Here is a 19,896-nt window from a genome sequence, read left to right on the forward strand (position 1 = left end):
CACGCAACGACGCGCGGAGAGTTAAAACAAAAAAGTGCGCTGTTTAGCGCACTTTTTTGTTTTATAAAGTTCTTACTATGAATCTAGAACTAATCTATTCAAACCACTTCATTACCTCTTCTTTTGTCGGCATGGCGATGTCCAGCTTTAGTTTCTTGCGCATCCCGCCAAGATCGTTGAACACCTTGTTTGGGTTGCCGGCTTTGAGTTCTTCAACGCTGTTAAAGCCCATTTTATTAAGCACGGGCACCCATCCTGCGGGCACGCCTATCTTAATAAAATCTTCCGGGGTGGCTACTTTGGCTTTCTTTTCCGGGCGCATCTGAGGGAAGAACAACACTTCCTGTATGGTGCTTTGATTGGTCATCAGCATCACTAAACGGTCGATACCAATGCCCAGGCCCGATGTTGGCGGCATCCCGTATTCAAGGGCGCGTAAAAAGTCGTCGTCCATGGCCATAGCCTCGTCATCGCCGCGGCCGGCCAGTACCAGTTGTTCTTCTAAACGCTCGCGCTGGTCGATCGGGTCATTTAACTCCGAATAAGCGTTAGCTATCTCTTTACCATTAACAAACAACTCAAAACGCTCTACCAAACCGTCTTTAGTACGGTGCTTTTTAGCAAGCGGCGTCATCTCAATGGGATAGTCGGTAATATAGGTTGGCTGTATCAGGTTATGCTCAACCTTAGCGCTGAATATCTCGTCTATCAGTTTGCCTTTGCCCATGCTGGCATCCACCTCGATGGCCAAATCAGCGCATACTTTACGCAGGCCTGTTTCGTCCATGGCAGATACATCTATACCGGTATATTTCAAGATAGAATCGTACATCGACAGCTTTTCGTACGGGCCCGCAAAGTTTATCTCATTTTGGCCTACCTGTACCACGGGCACGCCGTGCACAGCTTTAGCAACGGTTTCTAAACATTCTTCAACCATGGCCATCATCCATACATAATCTTTGTAAGCTACGTATATCTCCATGGCGGTAAACTCGGGGTTGTGGGTGCGGTCCATACCCTCGTTACGGAACATCTTACCAAATTCATATACCCCATCAAAACCGGCTACAATAAGGCGTTTCAGGTAAAGTTCGTTGGCGATGCGTAAAAACAGCGGCATATCCAGCGTGTTGTGATGCGTGGCAAAAGGCCGCGCTGCAGCACCGCCGTGCACAGGCTGTAGTATAGGCGTTTCAACCTCCATCCAGCCCTGCGCGTTAAAATAGGCACGCATGCTGCTGATCACCTTTGAGCGGTTGATAAAGATGTTTTTATATTCAGGATTAACCGTTAAATCTACATAACGCTGGCGGTAACGCATTTCGGGGTCGGTAAAGCCGTCGTGTATGGTGCCGTCGTCTTCGCGTTTTACAACCGGCAGCGGCTTCAACGACTTAGAAAGTACAGTAAGCTCTTCTGTATGTACCGATATTTCGCCGGTTTGCGTTAAAAAAACAAACCCTTTAACGCCTACATAATCGCCTATATCCAAAAGCTTTTTAAATACGGTATTATAAAGCGTTTTATCTTCGCCGGGACAAATATCATCTCGTTTAATATAGATCTGAACGCGGCCGGTACTGTCCTGCAATTCAAAAAAGGAGGCACTGCCCATAATGCGGCGAGTCATGATACGGCCTGCAATTACAACCTGTTTATACTTATCCGGCTCGGCTTCAAAATTGTCATTAATGTCCTGTGCCCATGCGGTCACATCAAAAGCTTCGGCAGGATAGGGATTTATGCCCAGTTCGCGTAGATCATTTAACGATTTGCGACGTTGTATCTCCTGTTCGGATAGTGCATTACTCATATTGTAAAAAGGGTATTTATTAAGGCTGCAAAAATAGGATTTTTAGGTGAGATATGTGAGGCGGGTTATAAGATTGGGCAAAGCAAATTTACTCACCCCGACATCGCTCCGCTTGCCGACCCTCTCTGCTGCGCAAAGAGGGTGTGAGAAGGCGAAAAAGCAGCTTATCTAATTCACTAATTGACTAAATTTGCACCCATGAATATTAAAGTGATCGCTTTTGATGCCGATGATACCCTCTGGGTTAACGAACCTTATTTCAGGCAAACTGAAGAGCAATTTTGCACGCTGTTATCATCGTATGCGTCGCAGCACGAACTGGAGCGCGAATTGCTGAAGATAGAAATAGCCAACCTGTCGCTTTATGGATATGGCATAAAGGGATTTGTGCTGTCGATGATTGAAGCGGCCATGAAGATCACCCAAAATACGTTAAGCATTGAAGTGGTGGGAGAGATCATAGAACTGGGAAGGCAAATGCTTAATCAGCCCATAGAACTGCTTGACGGGGTGGAAGAAGTGCTTGAAACGTTGAAAAGTAAATACCGGCTGGTAGTGGCCACTAAAGGCGACCTGCTCGACCAGGAACGAAAACTCAAAAAATCGGGACTTAATCCATACTTTCATCATATCGAAATTATGAGCGAAAAGGATGATGCCAACTTTCTTAAACTGATAAAACACCTGGATATTAAACCCGACGAACTATTAATGGTGGGCAACTCTCTAAAAAGCGATGTTATGCCGGTGCTTAATATCGGCGGCCATGCGGTGCACGTGCCTTATCATATCACCTGGGCCCATGAGCAAATTGAGCATAGTATAGATAACGAGCGCTTTAAGAGTGCTGTTACTATTAAGGATATCTTAGCGTACCTGTAACATGAAGACAAAAATTGACCTGGAAACCTGGTCCCGCAAACACCATTTCGAATTTTTTAACGCTTTTGACGAACCCTTGTTCGGCGCTACTGTAAACATCGATGTAACCATTGCCTACCAAAAGGCTAAGCAACGCGGCATATCATTTTTTTTGTATTATCTGCACTGTATTTTAACAGCGGCCAACAAGGTGGAAGAGTTTAAGTATCGTGTGGAAGATGGCGAGGTATATTTATATGATGTGGTGAATACATCAACAACCATTAGCAGGCCCGATACCACCTTTGGATTTTCGTATATAGATCATCACCCCGATCTGGACCAATTTATTATTGGCGCGCAGGCCGAAATCAAGCGTGTAAAAAGCACCGTAGGCCTTGAATTGCGGCCTGTATATAATGTTTTACATGTATCGGCTATACCATGGGTAAATTTTACAGCGTTAACGCATGCCCGTAACTTCGCGTTTAAGGACAGCATGCCCAAGATATCTTTAGGTAAAATAACCGAACTGAACGGTAGAAAGACTATGCCTGTTTCGGTTACGGTACATCACGGCCTGATGGACGGGCGCCACGTAGGCGAGTTTATTGATACTTTCCAGGAATTGCTTAACAGGCAGTAACAGCTGCGCAGGTGGGAAAGATCCATCAATGAACCAATGACAGCGAAGCGAATGATCAATGAGCTCAATAAGCAACCGAAGCGCATAAAGCCGCGTAATACCTTCGCAAGTGCGATATAGATTGTGAAATGTAAATGATATATTTACGTATCTGCACCAGTCCACATGATACTTAAAAGAACCTTTGCTGTAATTTTAATTGCATTAACACTATGGTCCTGTAAAAAGGATGTGGTTTTTGTGCCCAACTCCGAAAACGGGTTGCCCGGCTTGTGGGAGCAATTAAACGATTTTGAAGGGGTAGGCCGGGTGCGTTCTTTCGGGTTCACTATAGGTAGCAAGGGGTATGTAATTGGTGGCAATGCCGCCAGCGGTTTTAACTCGGAACTGATCAATGATTTTTGGGAATATAACCCGGCCAATGACAAATGGAAACGCAGGGCGGATTACCCCGGCCAGGCAGGCGAATACCTAAAGGGTTTTAGCATTAATGGTAAGGGGTATGTAGGTACGGGCTTTGGCAGGCGTTTAGCTATACCCGGAGACGATAAACCACAAAACAACGATTTTTGGGAATACAACCCCGCAACCAATAAGTGGACCCGGAAAGCCGATTTTGCCGGGGGGGAGCGTGAAAACGTAATAGCTTTTGAAATAGATGGTAAGGGATATATGGGTTTAGGCACTGATAACGACTATAACGCCAGCTTTAAAGATATGTGGAGCTATGACGCTGTAGCGGATAAGTGGACCCGCGTTGCCGATTACCCGGGAAGCGGAAGCTTTGGCGTAGCAGCGTTTGCCTGTAACGGCAAAGGCTATGCAGGTACAGGCGGGGCGTACCCTAACATAGCTGCAAAGGATTTCTGGCAATACGACCCTGTTGGCGATAAGTGGACGAAGATGGCCGATTTTCCGGGGAAAGGGAGGGCTTTTAGCGGCCAGTTTGTGATAGGCGAAAAAGGCTATGTTGGGTTCGGATCTACCCTGACCGAAACCGCTGGCGATTGGTACATGTATGACACGGGCAAAAACAGTTGGCAGAAGATCACTAATTTTACCGGACCTATCCGTTACGATATGGTTAGCTTCGCGATAAACGGTGTGGGTTACATCGGTACAGGCAACCCCGGCCTGCTAACGGATTTTTGGAAATACACCCCCCGCAAAACAGATTAGCTTAATGCCTGAAAGCCGTGTATATCAGCATGGATACGCTGTTAACCAGGGCATGCAGGGCTATGCCCCAGAAAAAGCCGTTTTTAAAACGGATGTAAGTTAGAAACCAACCCATGAGCAACTGGGGGATCACAAAGAATGGATATAGGTAGATGATACTCCATTGCAGCGGCACGTAGTTGAAAATATGCATGAGCCCAAAACCAAGGATGGATATGATTATTAGCCGGCTTTGCAGTTTTTCGCCGGGCGACTTAACCCGGGGTAAAACCCGGTTAAAAATTAAATAACCCACAACAAATAGTATCGCCCTTGCCAACAGGTTTACTGCGAGGCCTTGTTGTTGAAGACGGGGCAGGATTTTTGCAGCCAGCACCAGTGCAAAACCAAGCGACAAAGCGATATGCTGCCTTTTAAAAGATAGCGGCAAACGGAAGATGCTTTCCTCAATTACAGGCGCGGCGATGCAGATATATAATACTGCCTTGAAGTACCCAAATTTTTCGAAAAACCTCAGCATCGAAACATGGTACTGTTTGGTTATACTTTTAAAATGCAGCACGTGGGTTGCAAAAAAGTCAACCGCCAAAGCTATTGGCGCTGTTAACAGGTTAAACAAAAATATAATGCCATAAATTTGCAGCAGCAATACCAGCTTTTGTTGACAACGGCGCTCTGTACCTAATGTGGGATAAGCCCGAATAGCGAAGAATTCTTTTAACATGTGATGATAACCCCGGCACTATTCGGTGTCATCTTCCCAATTATACAGGTCGTCAATGGCATCGGCATATTTCTTTTCTATTACTTTGCGTTTGGCTTTAAGCGTTGGGGTAATTTCACCGGCCTCCATGCTGAACGGGGTGCGCTTTACCTTAAAGTTTTTAATACGCTCAAACTTGGCCAGCTCGTTTGATAAACGCTTCACGTCCTGAGCTATCCAGTCAACAATTTCCTTTTCCTCGATAAAAAGCTCAGGTTTTTCAAAAAAGTCGTCCCCCATATTAAAGGCATCCTGCAAGGTTTCGCGGCCCGGCACCAGTATGGCGGTAATGTATTCGCGTTTATCGCCAATTAAAAATACCTGTTCAATTTTTGGGCTTTTTAAATAAGTGTTCTCTACCGGGGTGGGGTAAACATTTTTACCATAGGCATTTACAAGCATATTTTTTAACCTGTCGGTAATCTGCAGGTTTCCGCGGTGAAAACGACCAATGTCGCCAGTATGAAACCACCCCTCGGTGTCGATAACGGAGGCGGTCTCTTCGGGCTTTTTCCAGTACCCTTTCATTACGCAATGCCCCCGCACAATGATCTCGCCCTCTTCTGATTCAAAATTTGGGTTAAAGCTTTCGTGAGTTTGTATGGTGTATATTTTTTTGGTATCCACGTTTTGTATGCCCACCTCAATGCCTGGTATAATGCGGCCAACGGTGCCGTATATAATGCGGTCATTCTCGGTAACCGCCATAACGGGAGAGGTCTCCGTAAGGCCGAAACCTTCCAGTAGTTTTATACCGATATCACCAAAAAACTCACCGATATTTTTGGGCAGCGCGCCGCCGCCTGATAACAGCACTTTTAAACGGCCGCCTGTTTTTTCTTTTATTTTACTGAATACCAGCTTGTCCGCCAGTTTCTGCTGTGCGCTGAGTATAATGCCGGGCTTTTTACCGGCCTCTTGTTCCAATCGATATTGGCGCCCAATTTTAAGGGCCCAGGTAAATATTTTTGTTTTAACACCGCCGGCCGCAAGGCCGTTCTTCATGGCCTTGTCATGTATACGCTCAAGCAGCCGCGGCACACAGCACATAACGGTTGGCTTAACCTCGGCCATGTTACGGGCCAACAATTCAAGGCTTTGGGCAAAGGCGATGGCGCAGCCCTTATTCATGCAGATGTAGTAGGTAGCCATACGTTCAAACACATGCGAAAGCGGCAGGAAAGACAGAAACATATCCGTCTTTTCAATTATCGGTATCTGAATCAAACTTGTGCGACAGTTTTCTGTAAGGTTGTAATGGGTAAGCATTACACCTTTTGGCGTACCCGTAGTGCCCGACGTATAGATGAGGCAGGAAAGATCAGACGGCAGGATGGCTTCGCGGGCGGCATTTATGGCCATGCGGTATTCATCTACAATAGCTAAACCTTCTTCTATTACTTTTTTAAAGCCCACAACGCCGGCATTTAGCTGCAGGCCTTCAGTAAACTTTTCGAAGCCCTCAAAAGCCGGGATAATGCGGATAAGCGAGGGGCAATTATTGGCAATCTTCAAAACTTTGCGGCATAAAAACGGATTGCCCGTGATGATGGTGCGTGATTCCGAATCGTTAAGTATGTATTCTATTTCGTTTTCAGAAAGGGTGGGGTATATCGATGTATTTACCGCGCCTATTTGCTGTAACGCCTGGTCGTAATAAATATAATCGGGGCCGTTCTCGATGATCAGGGCAAGGCGGTCGCCTTTTTTGATGCCTATATTCAAGAACCAGGCCGATAAGGCATCGATCTTCTCAAGCGCTTGTTTATAGGATATTTCAACCCAGGTATCCTTTACCTTATGGATCAGGAAAGTCTGGTCTTCGGGGTGTATGTTAGCAACAATATTACGGATCAGTTCCGGTATAGTTGATTGCTCAGCTACAATGTTCATTAAGTTTATATCAGGTTATATACTAACAAAGCTAATTATTTTGCTTTTAATTAAAAACGCCCCAATAACCAACCGCTAGATACGCCAGCCGCGTTAATCCGGTACGCCCAGGGTGTTCACGTTCGACACACGTGAACACCGTGAACATTCATGAACACTTGATAATCAGATGATTGACATTTTAGTGTTTTTCAATCATTAAATTAAAACTTTCACATCAATAATGATGTGGCGAAAGATCTACGCAATTATTTGTTTATAGTCCAAGTTGTTTTATAGTTGAAATGGTCAAGTCATATTGTTCCTGCAAAGGAACAATAGTTCGTAATGATTTACTGATATCTTTACCCTCTTTACTCCATAAGTAAGGATAAAAGCTAAAAACGTTGTCCCCGTTTAAAGTGGCGACATCTTTTTGCCAGCCTTCCCATTTATCGCCTTTATAAAAAAGATCAAGGTTACCGTTTAAGCAAAAATCTAAAAACTCAGAATAACCCTGGCCAAGCGATTCCCATTTCAGGGTTTCAGGCGCCAGGTAATAAACTTTACCCAATTCTTGGCCCAATGCCCCGCCATTTATAGCGAACAGTCCGCCTATGGCATCGTCACCAATAAGCAGGTACGTGGGTTTTTTTCCAAACTCTTTAAAGGTTTTGCCTTTATTCCATTTTGGTAGGCTTCTATTCATTTTGCTGTCACTCCCACATCCAAGTATACGTATCCAACCGTTGTCAATTAAAATACCACCTGTAAAATAAATTACAGCGCCCATTAAAGAGCGTGTTGTTACTTGAGTTTGATAAAGAGCTTCGTCCGCTTTTTCCTGATTCGCCGGCAATATAGTTACCGGGTTTTTAGCTGCTTTAACCAGTTGTTTTAGAATAGTTTGCCCGCTTTTATCTGCTGTGAGAATATTTATTGGGCGCATTGCCGTTTGGGCAGATGAAACACATATACTTATAATTAAACATACTACCGTGCTAAAAACTGACCTTAGATTCATTAGATTTTTGTTAGACGCTAATTTAGGTTTTAGTTGCGAAATAATATATCTCGGTTTGTAGCAACGTTTTGCGTGTTCTCGATCAGGTGTTCTTTTACGTTTATTATACAGCATTGTTATCAGGCTATCTATATGTTACTAAACAAAAAAGGCTGATTATATTTATAATCAGCCTTTGATAATGTCGTTAAATAAAATTTTATACCGAGAAGCTTTCACCACAGCCGCAGGTGCGGGTGGCGTTGGGGTTGTGGAAATTAAAGCCCTTGCCGTTCAGTCCGTCGCTAAAATCAAGCTCGGTACCGGCCAGGTATAAAAACGATTTCATATCCAGGGCAAAGCGTACGCCGCGGTCTTCAAAAAACTGGTCGCCCTTTTTTTCCTCGTTATCAAAATCGAGGTTGTAAGATAAACCGGAACAGCCGCCGCCCTGTACAGATACACGCAAAAAGTACGAGCTATCCAGCCCGCTATCGCGCATCAATGCATCTATTTTAGCTTTTGCTTTATCAGTTACAGTTACCATTGTTTTTGATTTGAGATCTGAGATATTAGATTTGAGACAAGCTCGAAACATTATACCTCAAACATTAATAATTTACCAGATGCAAGTATCTCAAATCTCACATCTAATATCTTACATCTCTAAATTAGCATTGTTTTTGATTTGAGATCTGAGATATTAGATTTGAGACAAGCTCGAAACATTATACCTCAAACATTAATAATTTACCAGATGCAAGTATCTCAAATCTCACATCTAATATCTTACATCTCTAAATTAGTGATGTGATTTTTCCAGCGCGATCGGCTCCATGCCGTTTTTAACGCGGAAATCGTTAATAGCTGCTTTTATAGCATCTTCTGCCAAAACCGAGCAGTGGATCTTTACCGGTGGCAAAGCCAGTTCTTCAACGATATCCATGTTATCTATCTTCATGGCGTCGTCAACGCTTTTGCCCTTTAACCACTCGGTAGCTAAAGATGAAGAAGCGATTGCCGAACCGCAGCCAAAGGTTTTAAATTTTGCATCGGTGATGATGTTGTTATCATCAACCTGTATCTGCAAGCGCATAACGTCGCCGCACTCTGGCGCACCAACAAGGCCGGTACCAACCTTGTGGCTGCTCTTATCTAACGTACCCACATTGCGGGGGTTAGTATAATGGTCAATTACTTTATCTGAATAAGCCATTTTTTTAAGTATTAAGTCAAAAGTAAAAAGTCAAAAGCTTTAGTACTTTTTGCGTTTTAAATTCTAAACTCTAAATTCTAAAATAAATCCGAAATCGAAAATCGTAAATCCGAAATCAGTTTAGTGTTCTGCCCACTCTATCGAGTCAAGGTCAATGCCTTCTTTAAACATTTCCCAAAGCGGTGACAGTTCGCGCAGGTGAGTAACCGCTTTTTTGGTTACTTCAACAGCGTAATCAACTTCCTCTTCGGTTGTAAAGCGGCCCAGGCCAAAACGTATAGACGAGTGCGCCAGGTCGTCAGATAATCCTAAGCTTTTTAAAACGTAAGATGGCTCTAACGATGCCGATGTACAAGCCGAACCCGACGATACTGCCAGGTCTTTCATGGCCATCATCAAACCTTCGCCTTCAACATATTTAAATGATATATTGGCAACATGCGGCAAGCGGTGTTCTACATTACCATTCACGTAGCTTTCTTCCAATACAGTTAAAGCACTTTCCAGCTTATCGCGCAGGGCCGAAAGGCGTTTGGCTTCGCTTTCCATTTCTAAACCGGCAATTTCGCAGGCTTTGCCCAGGCCAACAATGCCCGGTACGTTTAACGTACCCGAACGCATGCCGCGTTCGTGGCCGCCGCCATCCATTTGCGCGGTCACCTTAACACGCGGACCTTTACGGCGTACGTATAAAGCGCCAACCCCCTTAGGGCCGTACATTTTATGTGCCGATAAGGCCAGCAGGTCGATACCATCAGCAATAACGTTAACCGGTATTTTACCAACAGCCTGTGTAGCATCCGTCATGAATAGTGCACCGTATTTATGCGCTATGGCAGCAATTTCTTTTATAGGTTGTATAACGCCAATTTCGTTATTGCCATACATGATGGATACCAGGATGGTTTCGCTGGTCATGGCTGCTTCAAGGGTGGCAAGGTCAACCAGGCCGTCCGGTTTAACCGGCAGGTAAGTAACCCGTCCGCCAAGCTTTTCAACGTGCTTGCAGGCATCTAAAACGGCCTTATGCTCGGTAACGGCAGTAATAATATGATTGCCTTTTTCTTTATACATTTCAAATACACCCTTAATAGCAAGGTTGTCAGATTCGGTAGCGCCCGATGTAAAGATGATCTCTTTTTCAGAAGCGCCGATAAGTTTTGCAACCTGCTCGCGTGCATAATCAACGCCCTCTTCGGCTACCCAGCCAAACGGGTGGTTACGGCTTGCAGCATTACCAAACTTTTGGGTAAAGTAAGGCAGCATAGCATCAAGCACCCTTGGGTCCATAGGGGTAGTGGCGTTATTATCTAAATAAATTGGGATGTTCATGGTAAAAAATTAACATTACAAATATACGTAAACTTTTACTTTAATAGCTTTGGTTAGCTATAAATTGCATTTTGATGCCAAGAATTTACAATATTTGGACATGAATAAGATAGAGCACATAGGCATTGCGGTTAACAGTGTTAAACAGGCGGGCGATATCTACCAGAAATTGCTTAACACAACTGTTTATAAAACAGAAGATGTGGCCACCGAGGGGGTTAAAACCGCGTTTTTGCAGGCCGGGCCAAATAAGATAGAACTGCTGGAAGCCACCAATACGGATAGTCCTATTGCTAAATTTATTGAAAAACGCGGCGAAGGCATCCACCATATAGCCTTTGATGTAACCGATATTGCTGCCGAAATGGCCCGCCTTAAAGCAGAAGGCTTTGTTTTATTGAATGATGTACCAAAAAAGGGCGCCGATAATAAGCTGGTTTGCTTTGTGCACCCAAAGGGAATGAATGGGGTTTTGGTAGAGTTGTGCCAGGAGGACACCCGAAGCGCCCCGAAGTAGGGGCCGGAGTTTGAAATTATATCAAATAGTTTGCTGTTGATAACCACATTAAGACGAGTAAGCAGTGTTATAAGTAGTGGCTTTATATGGGGGGCGGACGATATGGCGTTGAAGGATGTTTGCATCCCATTTTAACAGCCCTCCAAAAAAAAAATTGTTAAACAACCAATAAACCATAAACAACGTATAAAGGTCGTTGCATTTTATTAACTCTTTAATGACAAGTTATCTGTTACGCGGCATAGCGGCTATGCTGGTGGTGTCATCCTTTGCGATGTGCACAAAAAAAACAATTATTCAGCCTAAGAACGACCCACCGGCGAGTGATACTCTATCGGTAAAAGAATCTGATAGCGCCAACGCGGGTTTTACATATACTGTACACCCCTCCGAATGGTTTATTGATGGCACTAATATCCCTCCGGGCGCTGTTGTTTACGTGCCGGCCGGAACGCGGGGCTCTTTGCTGTTAAAAAATTTCAAAGGCACTGCCGCAAATCCAATCATCATCATTAATAAAGGCGGTAAAGTAACGTTTTCTGCACCAACCGCGGCTTCATACGGCTTTAAAACCCAAAACTGTCAATTCTTTAAAATATCGGGTAACGGCCAATCGGGTGTTAAATACGGATTTGATGTGAACGGCGGAAACATTGGCATGACGATGGACGACCTGAGCTCGGATTTTGAGATCACAAATGTTGAGGTACGCAACAGCGGCTTTGCCGGTATTATGGCAAAAACCGACCCTTCATGCGATATAGCAACCCAGCGCGGCCACTTTACCATGAAGAACATCAAAATTCACAGGAACTATATTCATAAAACAGGCGGTGAGGGCGTATACGTGGGTAACTCCTTTTATGCCGAAGGGGTTTCGCTTGCGTGCGGCACAGTACTGCCGCACGATATAAAAGCGGTTTATATATACAGCAACGTCGTGGACTCTACCGGTTGCGAAGGCATACAGGTTGGCAGCGCGGTTTCGGGATGTAAGGTGTATAATAATACCATCACATCGCCCGGATTATCGCCTTTTGCCAGCGGACAGAACAATGGCATACAAATAGGCGAGGGCACAGGCGGTACTTGTTACAACAACCTGATAAAAAATGCACCGGGCAACGGCATCATTGTTTTGGGGCTTGGGGATAACCTGGTTTATAATAACTACATTATTAACGCGGGCAATAACGGTATTTTTGCAGATTCGCGGTACACACCGGGCCCAAATTTTCAGTTTATAAACAATACTATCATCTCGCCCGGAGACGACGGGATAAAGTTAAATTCGGTATTTATCCCCATGAATACGGTTATCAATAACGTGATCATCAACCCCGGTACGGGCGTAGCCATCCACCGGATGAATGGCGATGTGAAGCTTAGCACCGCTAATAATTATGTTAACATTGATGTTAATGCCTGCGGGTTTGTAAACTTTAACAGCGGTAACTATCGTTTAAAAGCGTCGTCGCCGCTTATTAATGCCGGCAGCAATGTTTCGGCGTATGGCATAAATACCGATTATTACGGCGGCGTACGCCCTTCGGGAAGTGGTTTTGATATTGGTGCAGCCGAATTTCAGGAGCCGTGATAGGTATTATCATCAACCAATCGTTTGCTTTTGTATAAGATACTAACCAAATAAAACCTCTCAACACCCTGTTAAAAACTTTTTACGTTAAGCTTTTTACTTTAAACTTTTATTGTTACATTTGCACCTCTTTTATAAGAAAGAAAGTATACAATAGCAATGAAAAAAGATCTGCATCCATCAAACTATAGGTTAGTTGTTTTCAAGGATATGTCAAACGACTATTCTTTCATAACCAAATCATGCATCGATAGCCGCGAAACCGTAAAATGGGAAGATGGCAACGAGTATCCATTGATCAAATTAGAAATTTCGCACACTTCGCACCCGTTTTACACAGGTAAGATGAAGTTAGTTGATACAGCCGGGCGTATTGATAAATTCCGTACCCGTTACAACAAAAAATAAGTGTTTTTTCAATAAAATATTGATGAGTTCCCCGCAAAACGGGGGACTTTTTTTATTTTTGGCCCATGGCAATCATTCTTTTTGACGACGATGCTCGTAACACCCTTCTGCCGTTAACATACACCCGCCCGGTTGCCGATCTGCGAATAGGGATATTAACCATAGCCGAAAAGTGGGCCGAATATTTAAAATCAACGTTCTCTTTTCGTACCGAAGCATACCTGCAAGTTAAGTTTCCGCTCGCTATTCACGACGATAATATATTTATCAATGGTTCGGTTTGTCCGGATGATGCGGTTGTTGAAGCCATCAAGAATTTAAGCAGCGGGCAAGCGCTGCGCTGCGGGAATATTTTGGTGGCAGTGAAGCTTATTGATGTTTACGCTGCAGCTTTTAACCCACTTGCCACGTATTCAAACGAAATAGTTTACAACAATGAGTTGGTGATGATTCGCCACCCTGAAGATATTTTTCGTAAAAACGACACCGAACTTCGCAAGGATTTTAAATTGCTTACCAAAGGCCGCAAAAGCGCCAATATCAGCAGTACAAATACGATAATAGGTGATGATTTTTTCGCGGAAGAGGGTGCGCAAGCCGAGTGTTGCAGCTTCAGCACATTGAACGGACCGATTTACCTGGCAGCCAATAGCGAAGTTTGGGAAGGTACCAATATACGCGGGCCGTTTGCTTTGTGCGAGCACTCGCAGATAAAAATGGGCACCAAGATATACGGCGCCACTACGGTTGGCCCGTATTGCCGCGTGGGCGGCGAGGTAAACAACGCGGTTATCTGGGGCTATTCTAACAAAGGCCACGAAGGTTATCTGGGTAATGCCGTGGTAGGCGAGTGGTGTAACATTGGCGCCGACAGCAATAACTCGAACCTGAAAAATAACTATGGCGAGGTGAAACTTTGGGATTACCCGACGAAGAGCATGCGCCCAACCGGTTTGCAATTTTGTGGCTTAATTATGGCCGACCACGCCAAATGTGGTATAAATACAATGTTTAATACGGGTACGGTTGTTGGCGTAAGCGCTAATGTTTTTGGTGGGGGATACCCGCCCAATTATATCCCCGACTTTTCGTGGGGCGGCGCTAACGGCTTTGAAGAATATGCTTTTGATAAAATGATAGATACCGCTGCTAAGGCAGTGGCCCGGCGCCCGCACCGCAAATTTGATGATGCTGAAAAAGCTATTTTGACGGCAGCCTATGAGCTTACAAAGGGAGTTAAAAAATAAGCAGGCGCCGAAATGGCTGGCAGCTATGCATGAAATACAAATAGAATATTAATCAATACTATGGACTATTGACTATGGCCCATGGACTAAACAAACTGAGATGAGAAAAAAAATTGTAGCCGGAAACTGGAAAATGAACCTTGATTATACGGAAGGCCTTGGCCTTTTTACCGAAGTGATAAACATGGTAAAAGACGAAGCAACCGGCAACCAGGAAGTGGTGGTTTGCAGCCCGTTCATTCATCTGCATAGCCTGGCGCAACTGGCCAAAGGATATCATAAAGTAACGGTTGGCGCGCAAAATGCCCATCAGGCCGAAAGCGGCGCTTATACAGGCGAGATATCTGCAAGGCAGATCAAATCTGTTGGTGCCGAATATGTTATTTTAGGCCACTCGGAGCGCCGCCACTACTTTGGCGAAAGCAACGGCCTTTTAGCTAAAAAAACTGATACAGCTTTAGCCAACGGTTTAAAACCTATCTTCTGCATCGGCGAAACCTTACAGGAGCGCGAAGCAGGTCAGCATTTTGATGTAATAAAAAGTCAGTTGGCCGAAGGTGTTTTTCACCTTGATGCCGAAAAATTTGGACAACTGGTATTGGCTTACGAGCCGGTTTGGGCTATTGGTACCGGCGTAACCGCAACGTCAGACCAGGCGCAGGAGATCCACGCATTTATCCGTAAGGAAATTGCCGCAAAATATCATCAGCAGGTTGCTGATGATACAACGATACTTTACGGCGGCAGCTGCAACCCTAAAAACGCGGCCGAGCTTTTTGCCTGCGCGGATATCGACGGCGGCCTTATCGGTGGTGCATCCCTGAAATCGCGCGACTTTACGGATATTGTTAAGGCGTTTAATTAGTCTTTTAGATTTGAGATGTTAGATATGAGATTTGAGACAAGCTACACAGGTTGTTGAGTCTCATATCTCACATCTCAATACTCAAATCTACACCATGAACTACTACGAACTCCTTTTTACCACTATTACCACGGAAGATTACCAGCAGGACCTGCTGATAGGCGCTTTGGGTGAAATTGGTTTTGATACTTTTGAAGAAATTGACCTGGGCTTTAAGGCATATATCCCGGTAGACGACTTTAACCAGCAACTATTAGATGAGACGCTGGCTGCTTACCGCGACATGTTCACTTTTAGTTATGACATCACCCTTATCCCTCAAAAAAACTGGAACGAGGTGTGGGAGGGAAACTTTGAACCCATACAAATAGGCGCCCAGGTATTTGTTCGTGCGACGTTTCATGAGCCGAAGCCCGAGTTTCCGTACGAGATCGTCATCGACCCAAAAATGGCTTTCGGGACCGGCCATCACCAAACCACGGCCATGATGATGGGCCTGATGCTGGAAAATGATTTTGCGGGCAAAAAGGTACTGGATATGGGCTGCGGAACAGGTATATTGGCCATCCTCGCGGCCAAACTTGGCGCCGAAGATATTACAGCTATTGATTACGACGTGGTATGCTACGAGAGCACTATTGAAAATTCCGCACTGAATAACATCGGAAACATCAAAGCGCTGTGCGGTTCAAAAGAAGTTATCCCTGATGAGCAATATGATATTATCCTGGCCAACATCAACCGCAACATCCTGACAGACCAGATGCAGCGCTACGCCGAAACGCTTAAACCCGGCGGCGAGATCTATTTTAGCGGGTTTTATGAATCGCCTGACCTTGATATCATTACCGAAGAAGCACGCAAATACAACCTGAAGTACATTACCCACAAAAAAGATAAAGAGTGGGTAGCTGCTAAGTTTGTTTTATAGGATTACACCTGTTTTTAAAATGATTACACCGGTTCATCAAGACTGGTGTAATCATTCTTAAACTTTTGGAATTACAAAATCAATAACCCAACGTAAACCTCGCTTTAACAAACTGATTATTTTCCAGTTCGTTAAATATTGCAACGGCCAGGTCAGCGGTGCTTATCTCGCTTTTACCTTCCGTATTAAACACCGGGTTCTCGGTACCTAAACGGAATTTCGCGGTCCTTTCACCTGGATGCAGGTTTATCGCAGGGCTTACAAAGGTCCAATCCAAATCCGTTTCCTTACGAAGTTCGGTCAAATAATCGCGTGCTGACGACGCACCAGGGTAATATTCTTTCGGGAATTCGGGCGAATCTACCAACTGCTTACCGTCGATAAATAAGCTGCCGGCACCGCCAATGGTTATAAAACGTTTTACACCAGCCTTCTTTACTGCTTGCTGAATGTTTTTCGATCCGTTCATGAAATCGTTGTAAAGGTTAGGGTTTGTCCAACCTGCATTAAACGAACTGATCACCGCATCGTGCCCGCTTAACGCCGATGCCAAAGCTTCTGCATCATTTACATCGGCTGCCACAGGGGTTATACCTGCTGCTTTTTCCACTTTATCAGTATTCCGGGCAATAGCTGTTATCTCATAACCACGGGATAAACCCTCTTTTACCAGGGCCGGGCCTACAAATCCGGTAGCGCCTATTATCGCAATTTTCATAATGTTATTTGTTATATGTAATTAAATTTGTTACAGTTTAGTGTAAATTTTTTAATTGAACTTTTTGCAAAACTCAGCCAGGTTCGTGGTACCCAACTTATTCATCATAGTTTGTTCAATTTCGTTATCCAGGCCATTTAAATGTTCGTTGATCTGTTTACCAACCGGGCAGGCGGGGTTAGGCTCGTTTTTAGCCTGCCCCAATACTTGATTTGGCTTAACCGCCTTGTAAATACTCGCAAGGCTAATTTCGCGGGCGGGTTTACTTAAACTGTACCCTCCGTTTTTGCCCTCGCGGCTTGTTACCATTTGATGCTTATTTAGGTTGCTCAGTTCTTTACGCACCAATGCCGGGTTAACATTGATGCTACCCGCCATGTAGTCAGATGATAACAAACCGTCAGCTTTACAAAGCAGGGTCATGATGTGCATTGCAATAGGAAACCGGCCATTCATAATTAATTGTAATGTTTTTTATTACAGTACAAACATAGGTGTGTTTTGAGTCAAATGCAATTATTCTATGTTAATATGAAGGATATTTGACAATTAAAACTTCAACATTGTTAAATTTATGGAGCTATCTGTTTCAGATAGATTAAACAGCCAATTCGCAAATATGAAAACCTATCTTGTACCCGTCGATTTTTCTGAAGCCGCATTGAATGCCGCTCATTTTGCTGCCAGTTTAAGTCATCAAAGCGATGTAACAACCATTATCCTGATGAATGCTTATTACATATCGCCATACGAGACAATGCTCCCTGATACAAATATGGTAATGCTGCGCCAGGAGGAGATAGAAGAGGAAGCAAGAGACCGCGTGGAGGGATTAAAAAAACTACGCGACAAACTTAGCAAGCAGGTTAAGGAAGGCGTTAAGATAAACATACGTTTAAACCGGTCGCACTTGTTGCGCGCGGTGGTTGATGTGATTGCCGAAGATGACGCCGACCTGGTGATATTAGGCAGTATCGGCAACAGTACCGTACGCGAAGGAAGCGCCGGTATTGGCGATCATGTTATCAAAATTTCAAAGGCGAGTGCGGTGCCGGTTATTGTAGTACCGCCTGATTACCGGTACCACTTAATTAATGAAGCTGTTTTAGCGTGCGATTTTAAGAAGGTTAAAGAAAATATACCAATGGATGTTTTGCACAAACTATTAGGCAAACAGATGGTTAAGTTATTGGTGGTGAATATAAATCCTTCGGGCAAGGATGCCGATACCGAACAATTGGCGCAGCAAACGGCGGTGCATGGCATGTTAAAAAGTTTCCGGCCTAAGTATTTTTACGTAAACAACCCCGATGTTATTACCGGAATACTGAATTTTGCCGCGGAACAAAAAGCCCAGATGGTTATCGCTCTGCCACACACCTATAGTTTCCTGCAATCCATATTACATAACAGCATATCACAACAGTTAGCAAAAAACTCCACTATACCCGTTTTGTTGCTTAAATGATAATTTATTGGGTTATAGTTTGCAAAATTGTTGTTCCGACAGGTATTTTTTACGTTAATTTGCTGCGCAATTGCCAATATACTTATGAACGTACATTTTATTGCAATAGGCGGTAGTGCTATGCATAACCTTGCTATTGCCCTTCATAAAAAAGGATTTAACGTAACAGGTTCTGATGATGTACTGTTTGAGCCTTCGGCTTCGAGATTGGCCAAATATGGCATATTGCCGGCGGAGGTGGGATGGTTCCCTCAAAAGATAACAACCAGCCTTGATGCTGTTATATTAGGCATGCATGCCCGCATAGATAATCCTGAATTGCTTAAAGCGCAGGATCTCGGTGTTAAGATATATTCCTATCCCGATTATATTTACGAGCAATCAAAAGATAAATTGCGTGTGGTTATAGGCGGCAGCCACGGCAAAACCACCATTACCAGCATGATTTTGCACGTGCTGCAGCAGGCCGGTAAAAAGTTTGATTACCTGGTAGGCGCACAACTGGAAGGCTTTGAAACCATGGTTGGCCTTACGCGCGATGCACCGGTGATGATTATTGAAGGAGACGAATATCTGGCCTCGCCTATAGACAGGCGCCCGAAATTTCATATTTATAAAGCGGATATCGGTGTAATAAGCGGCATAGCCTGGGACCATATTAACGTATTCCCCACATTTGATAATTATATAGATCAGTTTAGGATATTTGCTGAAACCATACAACCCAACGGCAGGCTTATTTACAGCCAAACCGATGAGGTATTGAACAAGATGGTTGCAAACCTAACTGTGGCTATCGAAAAAATACCCTATGACCTGCCCGAATACAGCATTCATAACGGTATAACCAGCATTATCGCCGATGGTGAAAAGTGCGCGCTCGAAGTATTTGGGCAGCATAATTTATTGAACATGCAGGCCGCCCGGTTAGTATGCGAGGCGCTGGACATCGGCAGCGCTGATTTTTATACGTATATCACCACATTTAAAGGTGCGGCACGCAGGCTGGAAGTGGTTGGCAAAAATGATAATGCTACTATATTTAAAGATTTTGCGCACTCGCCATCGAAGCTTACAGCAACTATCCGTGCAGTTAAGGCCCAGTTTCCTGACAGGCAGCTGATCGCGTGTATCGAGCTGCATACTTTTAGCAGTTTAAATAAGGATTTTTTGAACGAGTATGCCGGGACTATGGATCAGGCTGATCGCGCGATCGTGTTTATCGACAAAAAAACATTTGAACAGAAAAAGATCGATCCGTATGCGGCTGAGGCTGTAAAAGAAGCCTTTGCGAACAAAAACCTGTTGTTTTTTAATGACCCGGCGGAGTTATTGAAACACCTTGAAAACCTGAATATTAACCATAGTAACCTGCTGATGATGAGTTCGGGCAATTTCGGCGGCATTAATTTAATAGAATTAAAAAATATTTTACTATAAAATTTATTGATTATTAG

The 19,896-nt window shown here is 44.1% G+C and carries 20 protein-coding genes; 11 read left to right on the top strand and 9 right to left on the bottom strand.

Going from position 1 to position 19,896, the window contains the following annotated elements; translation table 11 throughout:
* Positions 1–94 precede the first annotated feature (94 nt).
* Positions 95–1,816: a lysine--tRNA ligase gene (gene lysS, locus GWR56_RS14500; protein ID WP_162431944.1), complete on the bottom strand. Its 1,722-nt coding sequence runs from the start codon at positions 1,814–1,816 to the stop codon at positions 95–97.
* 198 nt (positions 1,817–2,014) lie between these two features.
* Here lysS and GWR56_RS14505 point away from each other — a divergent pair, with 198 nt between their 5' ends.
* The 3 genes from GWR56_RS14505 (at position 2,015) to GWR56_RS14515 (ending at position 4,502) form a co-directional block, all read left to right on the top strand.
* On the top strand, positions 2,015–2,698 hold the full coding sequence (locus GWR56_RS14505; protein WP_162431945.1) for an HAD family hydrolase: 684 nt from the start codon (positions 2,015–2,017) through the stop codon (positions 2,696–2,698).
* Position 2,699: 1 nt separating this feature from the next.
* On the top strand, positions 2,700–3,323 hold the full coding sequence (locus tag GWR56_RS14510; RefSeq protein WP_162431946.1) for a chloramphenicol acetyltransferase: 624 nt from the start codon (positions 2,700–2,702) through the stop codon (positions 3,321–3,323).
* 165 nt (positions 3,324–3,488) lie between these two features.
* Positions 3,489–4,502 (top strand): hypothetical protein, encoded by a 1,014-nt coding sequence (locus GWR56_RS14515; RefSeq protein ID WP_162431947.1) that lies wholly within the window; start codon positions 3,489–3,491, stop codon positions 4,500–4,502.
* A 1-nt stretch (position 4,503) separates the two neighbouring features.
* On the opposite strand, the gene GWR56_RS14520 is transcribed toward GWR56_RS14515, so the two are convergent.
* The 6 genes from GWR56_RS14520 to GWR56_RS14545 form a co-directional block, all read right to left on the bottom strand.
* Positions 4,504–5,226, bottom strand: a complete 723-nt coding sequence (locus GWR56_RS14520; RefSeq protein ID WP_162431948.1) for a type II CAAX prenyl endopeptidase Rce1 family protein — start codon at positions 5,224–5,226, stop codon at positions 4,504–4,506.
* Between the two features lie 18 nt (positions 5,227–5,244).
* Positions 5,245–7,158, bottom strand: coding sequence for a long-chain fatty acid--CoA ligase (locus tag GWR56_RS14525; protein ID WP_162431949.1), 1,914 nt, complete (start codon positions 7,156–7,158; stop codon positions 5,245–5,247).
* A gap of 256 nt (positions 7,159–7,414) precedes the next feature.
* The gene (locus GWR56_RS14530; RefSeq protein WP_162431950.1) at positions 7,415–8,086 is read right to left on the bottom strand and encodes a DUF2625 domain-containing protein; all 672 of its coding nucleotides are present in this window, start codon (positions 8,084–8,086) and stop codon (positions 7,415–7,417) included.
* 274 nt (positions 8,087–8,360) lie between these two features.
* Positions 8,361–8,687 (bottom strand): iron-sulfur cluster assembly accessory protein, encoded by a 327-nt coding sequence (locus tag GWR56_RS14535; RefSeq protein ID WP_162431951.1) that lies wholly within the window; start codon positions 8,685–8,687, stop codon positions 8,361–8,363.
* A 255-nt stretch (positions 8,688–8,942) separates the two neighbouring features.
* Entirely contained in the window at positions 8,943–9,356 is a 414-nt protein-coding gene (gene iscU / locus GWR56_RS14540) for a Fe-S cluster assembly scaffold IscU (protein ID WP_067059246.1), read from the bottom strand.
* Between the two features lie 120 nt (positions 9,357–9,476).
* Entirely contained in the window at positions 9,477–10,688 is a 1,212-nt protein-coding gene (locus GWR56_RS14545; RefSeq protein WP_162431952.1) for an IscS subfamily cysteine desulfurase, read from the bottom strand.
* A gap of 100 nt (positions 10,689–10,788) precedes the next feature.
* Here GWR56_RS14545 and mce point away from each other — a divergent pair, with 100 nt between their 5' ends.
* From mce to prmA, 6 genes are all read left to right on the top strand, one after another.
* On the top strand, positions 10,789–11,205 hold the full coding sequence (gene mce, locus GWR56_RS14550) for a methylmalonyl-CoA epimerase (protein WP_162431953.1): 417 nt from the start codon (positions 10,789–10,791) through the stop codon (positions 11,203–11,205).
* 217 nt (positions 11,206–11,422) lie between these two features.
* The gene (locus tag GWR56_RS14555; RefSeq protein ID WP_162431954.1) at positions 11,423–12,802 is read left to right on the top strand and encodes a right-handed parallel beta-helix repeat-containing protein; all 1,380 of its coding nucleotides are present in this window, start codon (positions 11,423–11,425) and stop codon (positions 12,800–12,802) included.
* 159 nt (positions 12,803–12,961) lie between these two features.
* Positions 12,962–13,210: a type B 50S ribosomal protein L31 gene (locus GWR56_RS14560; protein ID WP_096351682.1), complete on the top strand. Its 249-nt coding sequence runs from the start codon at positions 12,962–12,964 to the stop codon at positions 13,208–13,210.
* A 65-nt stretch (positions 13,211–13,275) separates the two neighbouring features.
* Positions 13,276–14,457, top strand: coding sequence for a GlmU family protein (locus GWR56_RS14565; protein WP_162431955.1), 1,182 nt, complete (start codon positions 13,276–13,278; stop codon positions 14,455–14,457).
* A 100-nt stretch (positions 14,458–14,557) separates the two neighbouring features.
* Positions 14,558–15,322: a triose-phosphate isomerase gene (gene tpiA, locus GWR56_RS14570; RefSeq protein ID WP_162431956.1), complete on the top strand. Its 765-nt coding sequence runs from the start codon at positions 14,558–14,560 to the stop codon at positions 15,320–15,322.
* Positions 15,323–15,416: 94 nt separating this feature from the next.
* Entirely contained in the window at positions 15,417–16,253 is an 837-nt protein-coding gene (gene prmA / locus GWR56_RS14575) for a 50S ribosomal protein L11 methyltransferase (RefSeq protein ID WP_162431957.1), read from the top strand.
* Between the two features lie 79 nt (positions 16,254–16,332).
* On the opposite strand, the gene GWR56_RS14580 is transcribed toward prmA, so the two are convergent.
* A complete protein-coding gene (locus tag GWR56_RS14580) occupies positions 16,333–16,971 on the bottom strand; it encodes an NAD(P)-dependent oxidoreductase (protein ID WP_202925326.1) in 639 nt (212 codons plus the stop codon).
* 51 nt (positions 16,972–17,022) lie between these two features.
* On the bottom strand, positions 17,023–17,427 hold the full coding sequence (locus tag GWR56_RS14585; RefSeq protein WP_162431958.1) for an Rrf2 family transcriptional regulator: 405 nt from the start codon (positions 17,425–17,427) through the stop codon (positions 17,023–17,025).
* A 163-nt stretch (positions 17,428–17,590) separates the two neighbouring features.
* On the opposite strand from GWR56_RS14585, the gene GWR56_RS14590 reads away from it, so the two are divergent.
* Entirely contained in the window at positions 17,591–18,439 is an 849-nt protein-coding gene (locus GWR56_RS14590) for a universal stress protein (protein ID WP_162431959.1), read from the top strand.
* 84 nt (positions 18,440–18,523) lie between these two features.
* Positions 18,524–19,879 (top strand): UDP-N-acetylmuramate--L-alanine ligase, encoded by a 1,356-nt coding sequence (gene murC / locus GWR56_RS14595; protein ID WP_162431960.1) that lies wholly within the window; start codon positions 18,524–18,526, stop codon positions 19,877–19,879.
* The last annotated feature ends 17 nt before the right edge of the window (positions 19,880–19,896 follow it).

The organism is Mucilaginibacter sp. 14171R-50 (assembly GCF_010093045.1).
In the GTDB taxonomy this organism is placed as follows: domain Bacteria; phylum Bacteroidota; class Bacteroidia; order Sphingobacteriales; family Sphingobacteriaceae; genus Mucilaginibacter.

What these genes read in the sequence shown, in the direction of transcription:
- GWR56_RS14555 (WP_162431954.1), top strand. Translation starts at nt 11,423, where the DNA reads ATGACAAGTTATCTGTTACGCGGCATAGCGGCTATGCTGGTGGTGTCA.
- tpiA (WP_162431956.1), top strand. Translation starts at nt 14,558, where the DNA reads ATGAGAAAAAAAATTGTAGCCGGAAACTGGAAAATGAACCTTGATTAT.
- mce (WP_162431953.1), top strand. Translation starts at nt 10,789, where the DNA reads ATGAATAAGATAGAGCACATAGGCATTGCGGTTAACAGTGTTAAACAG.
- GWR56_RS14510 (WP_162431946.1), top strand. Translation starts at nt 2,700, where the DNA reads ATGAAGACAAAAATTGACCTGGAAACCTGGTCCCGCAAACACCATTTC.
- iscU (WP_067059246.1), bottom strand. Translation starts at nt 9,356, where the DNA reads ATGGCTTATTCAGATAAAGTAATTGACCATTATACTAACCCCCGCAAT.
- prmA (WP_162431957.1), top strand. Translation starts at nt 15,417, where the DNA reads ATGAACTACTACGAACTCCTTTTTACCACTATTACCACGGAAGATTAC.
- GWR56_RS14535 (WP_162431951.1), bottom strand. Translation starts at nt 8,687, where the DNA reads ATGGTAACTGTAACTGATAAAGCAAAAGCTAAAATAGATGCATTGATG.
- GWR56_RS14580 (WP_202925326.1), bottom strand. Translation starts at nt 16,971, where the DNA reads ATGAAAATTGCGATAATAGGCGCTACCGGATTTGTAGGCCCGGCCCTG.
- GWR56_RS14585 (WP_162431958.1), bottom strand. Translation starts at nt 17,427, where the DNA reads ATGAATGGCCGGTTTCCTATTGCAATGCACATCATGACCCTGCTTTGT.
- lysS (WP_162431944.1), bottom strand. Translation starts at nt 1,816, where the DNA reads ATGAGTAATGCACTATCCGAACAGGAGATACAACGTCGCAAATCGTTA.
- GWR56_RS14520 (WP_162431948.1), bottom strand. Translation starts at nt 5,226, where the DNA reads ATGTTAAAAGAATTCTTCGCTATTCGGGCTTATCCCACATTAGGTACA.
- GWR56_RS14530 (WP_162431950.1), bottom strand. Translation starts at nt 8,086, where the DNA reads ATGCGCCCAATAAATATTCTCACAGCAGATAAAAGCGGGCAAACTATT.
- GWR56_RS14560 (WP_096351682.1), top strand. Translation starts at nt 12,962, where the DNA reads ATGAAAAAAGATCTGCATCCATCAAACTATAGGTTAGTTGTTTTCAAG.
- GWR56_RS14590 (WP_162431959.1), top strand. Translation starts at nt 17,591, where the DNA reads ATGAAAACCTATCTTGTACCCGTCGATTTTTCTGAAGCCGCATTGAAT.
- GWR56_RS14525 (WP_162431949.1), bottom strand. Translation starts at nt 7,158, where the DNA reads ATGAACATTGTAGCTGAGCAATCAACTATACCGGAACTGATCCGTAAT.
- GWR56_RS14515 (WP_162431947.1), top strand. Translation starts at nt 3,489, where the DNA reads ATGATACTTAAAAGAACCTTTGCTGTAATTTTAATTGCATTAACACTA.
- GWR56_RS14505 (WP_162431945.1), top strand. Translation starts at nt 2,015, where the DNA reads ATGAATATTAAAGTGATCGCTTTTGATGCCGATGATACCCTCTGGGTT.
- murC (WP_162431960.1), top strand. Translation starts at nt 18,524, where the DNA reads ATGAACGTACATTTTATTGCAATAGGCGGTAGTGCTATGCATAACCTT.
- GWR56_RS14565 (WP_162431955.1), top strand. Translation starts at nt 13,276, where the DNA reads ATGGCAATCATTCTTTTTGACGACGATGCTCGTAACACCCTTCTGCCG.
- GWR56_RS14545 (WP_162431952.1), bottom strand. Translation starts at nt 10,688, where the DNA reads ATGAACATCCCAATTTATTTAGATAATAACGCCACTACCCCTATGGAC.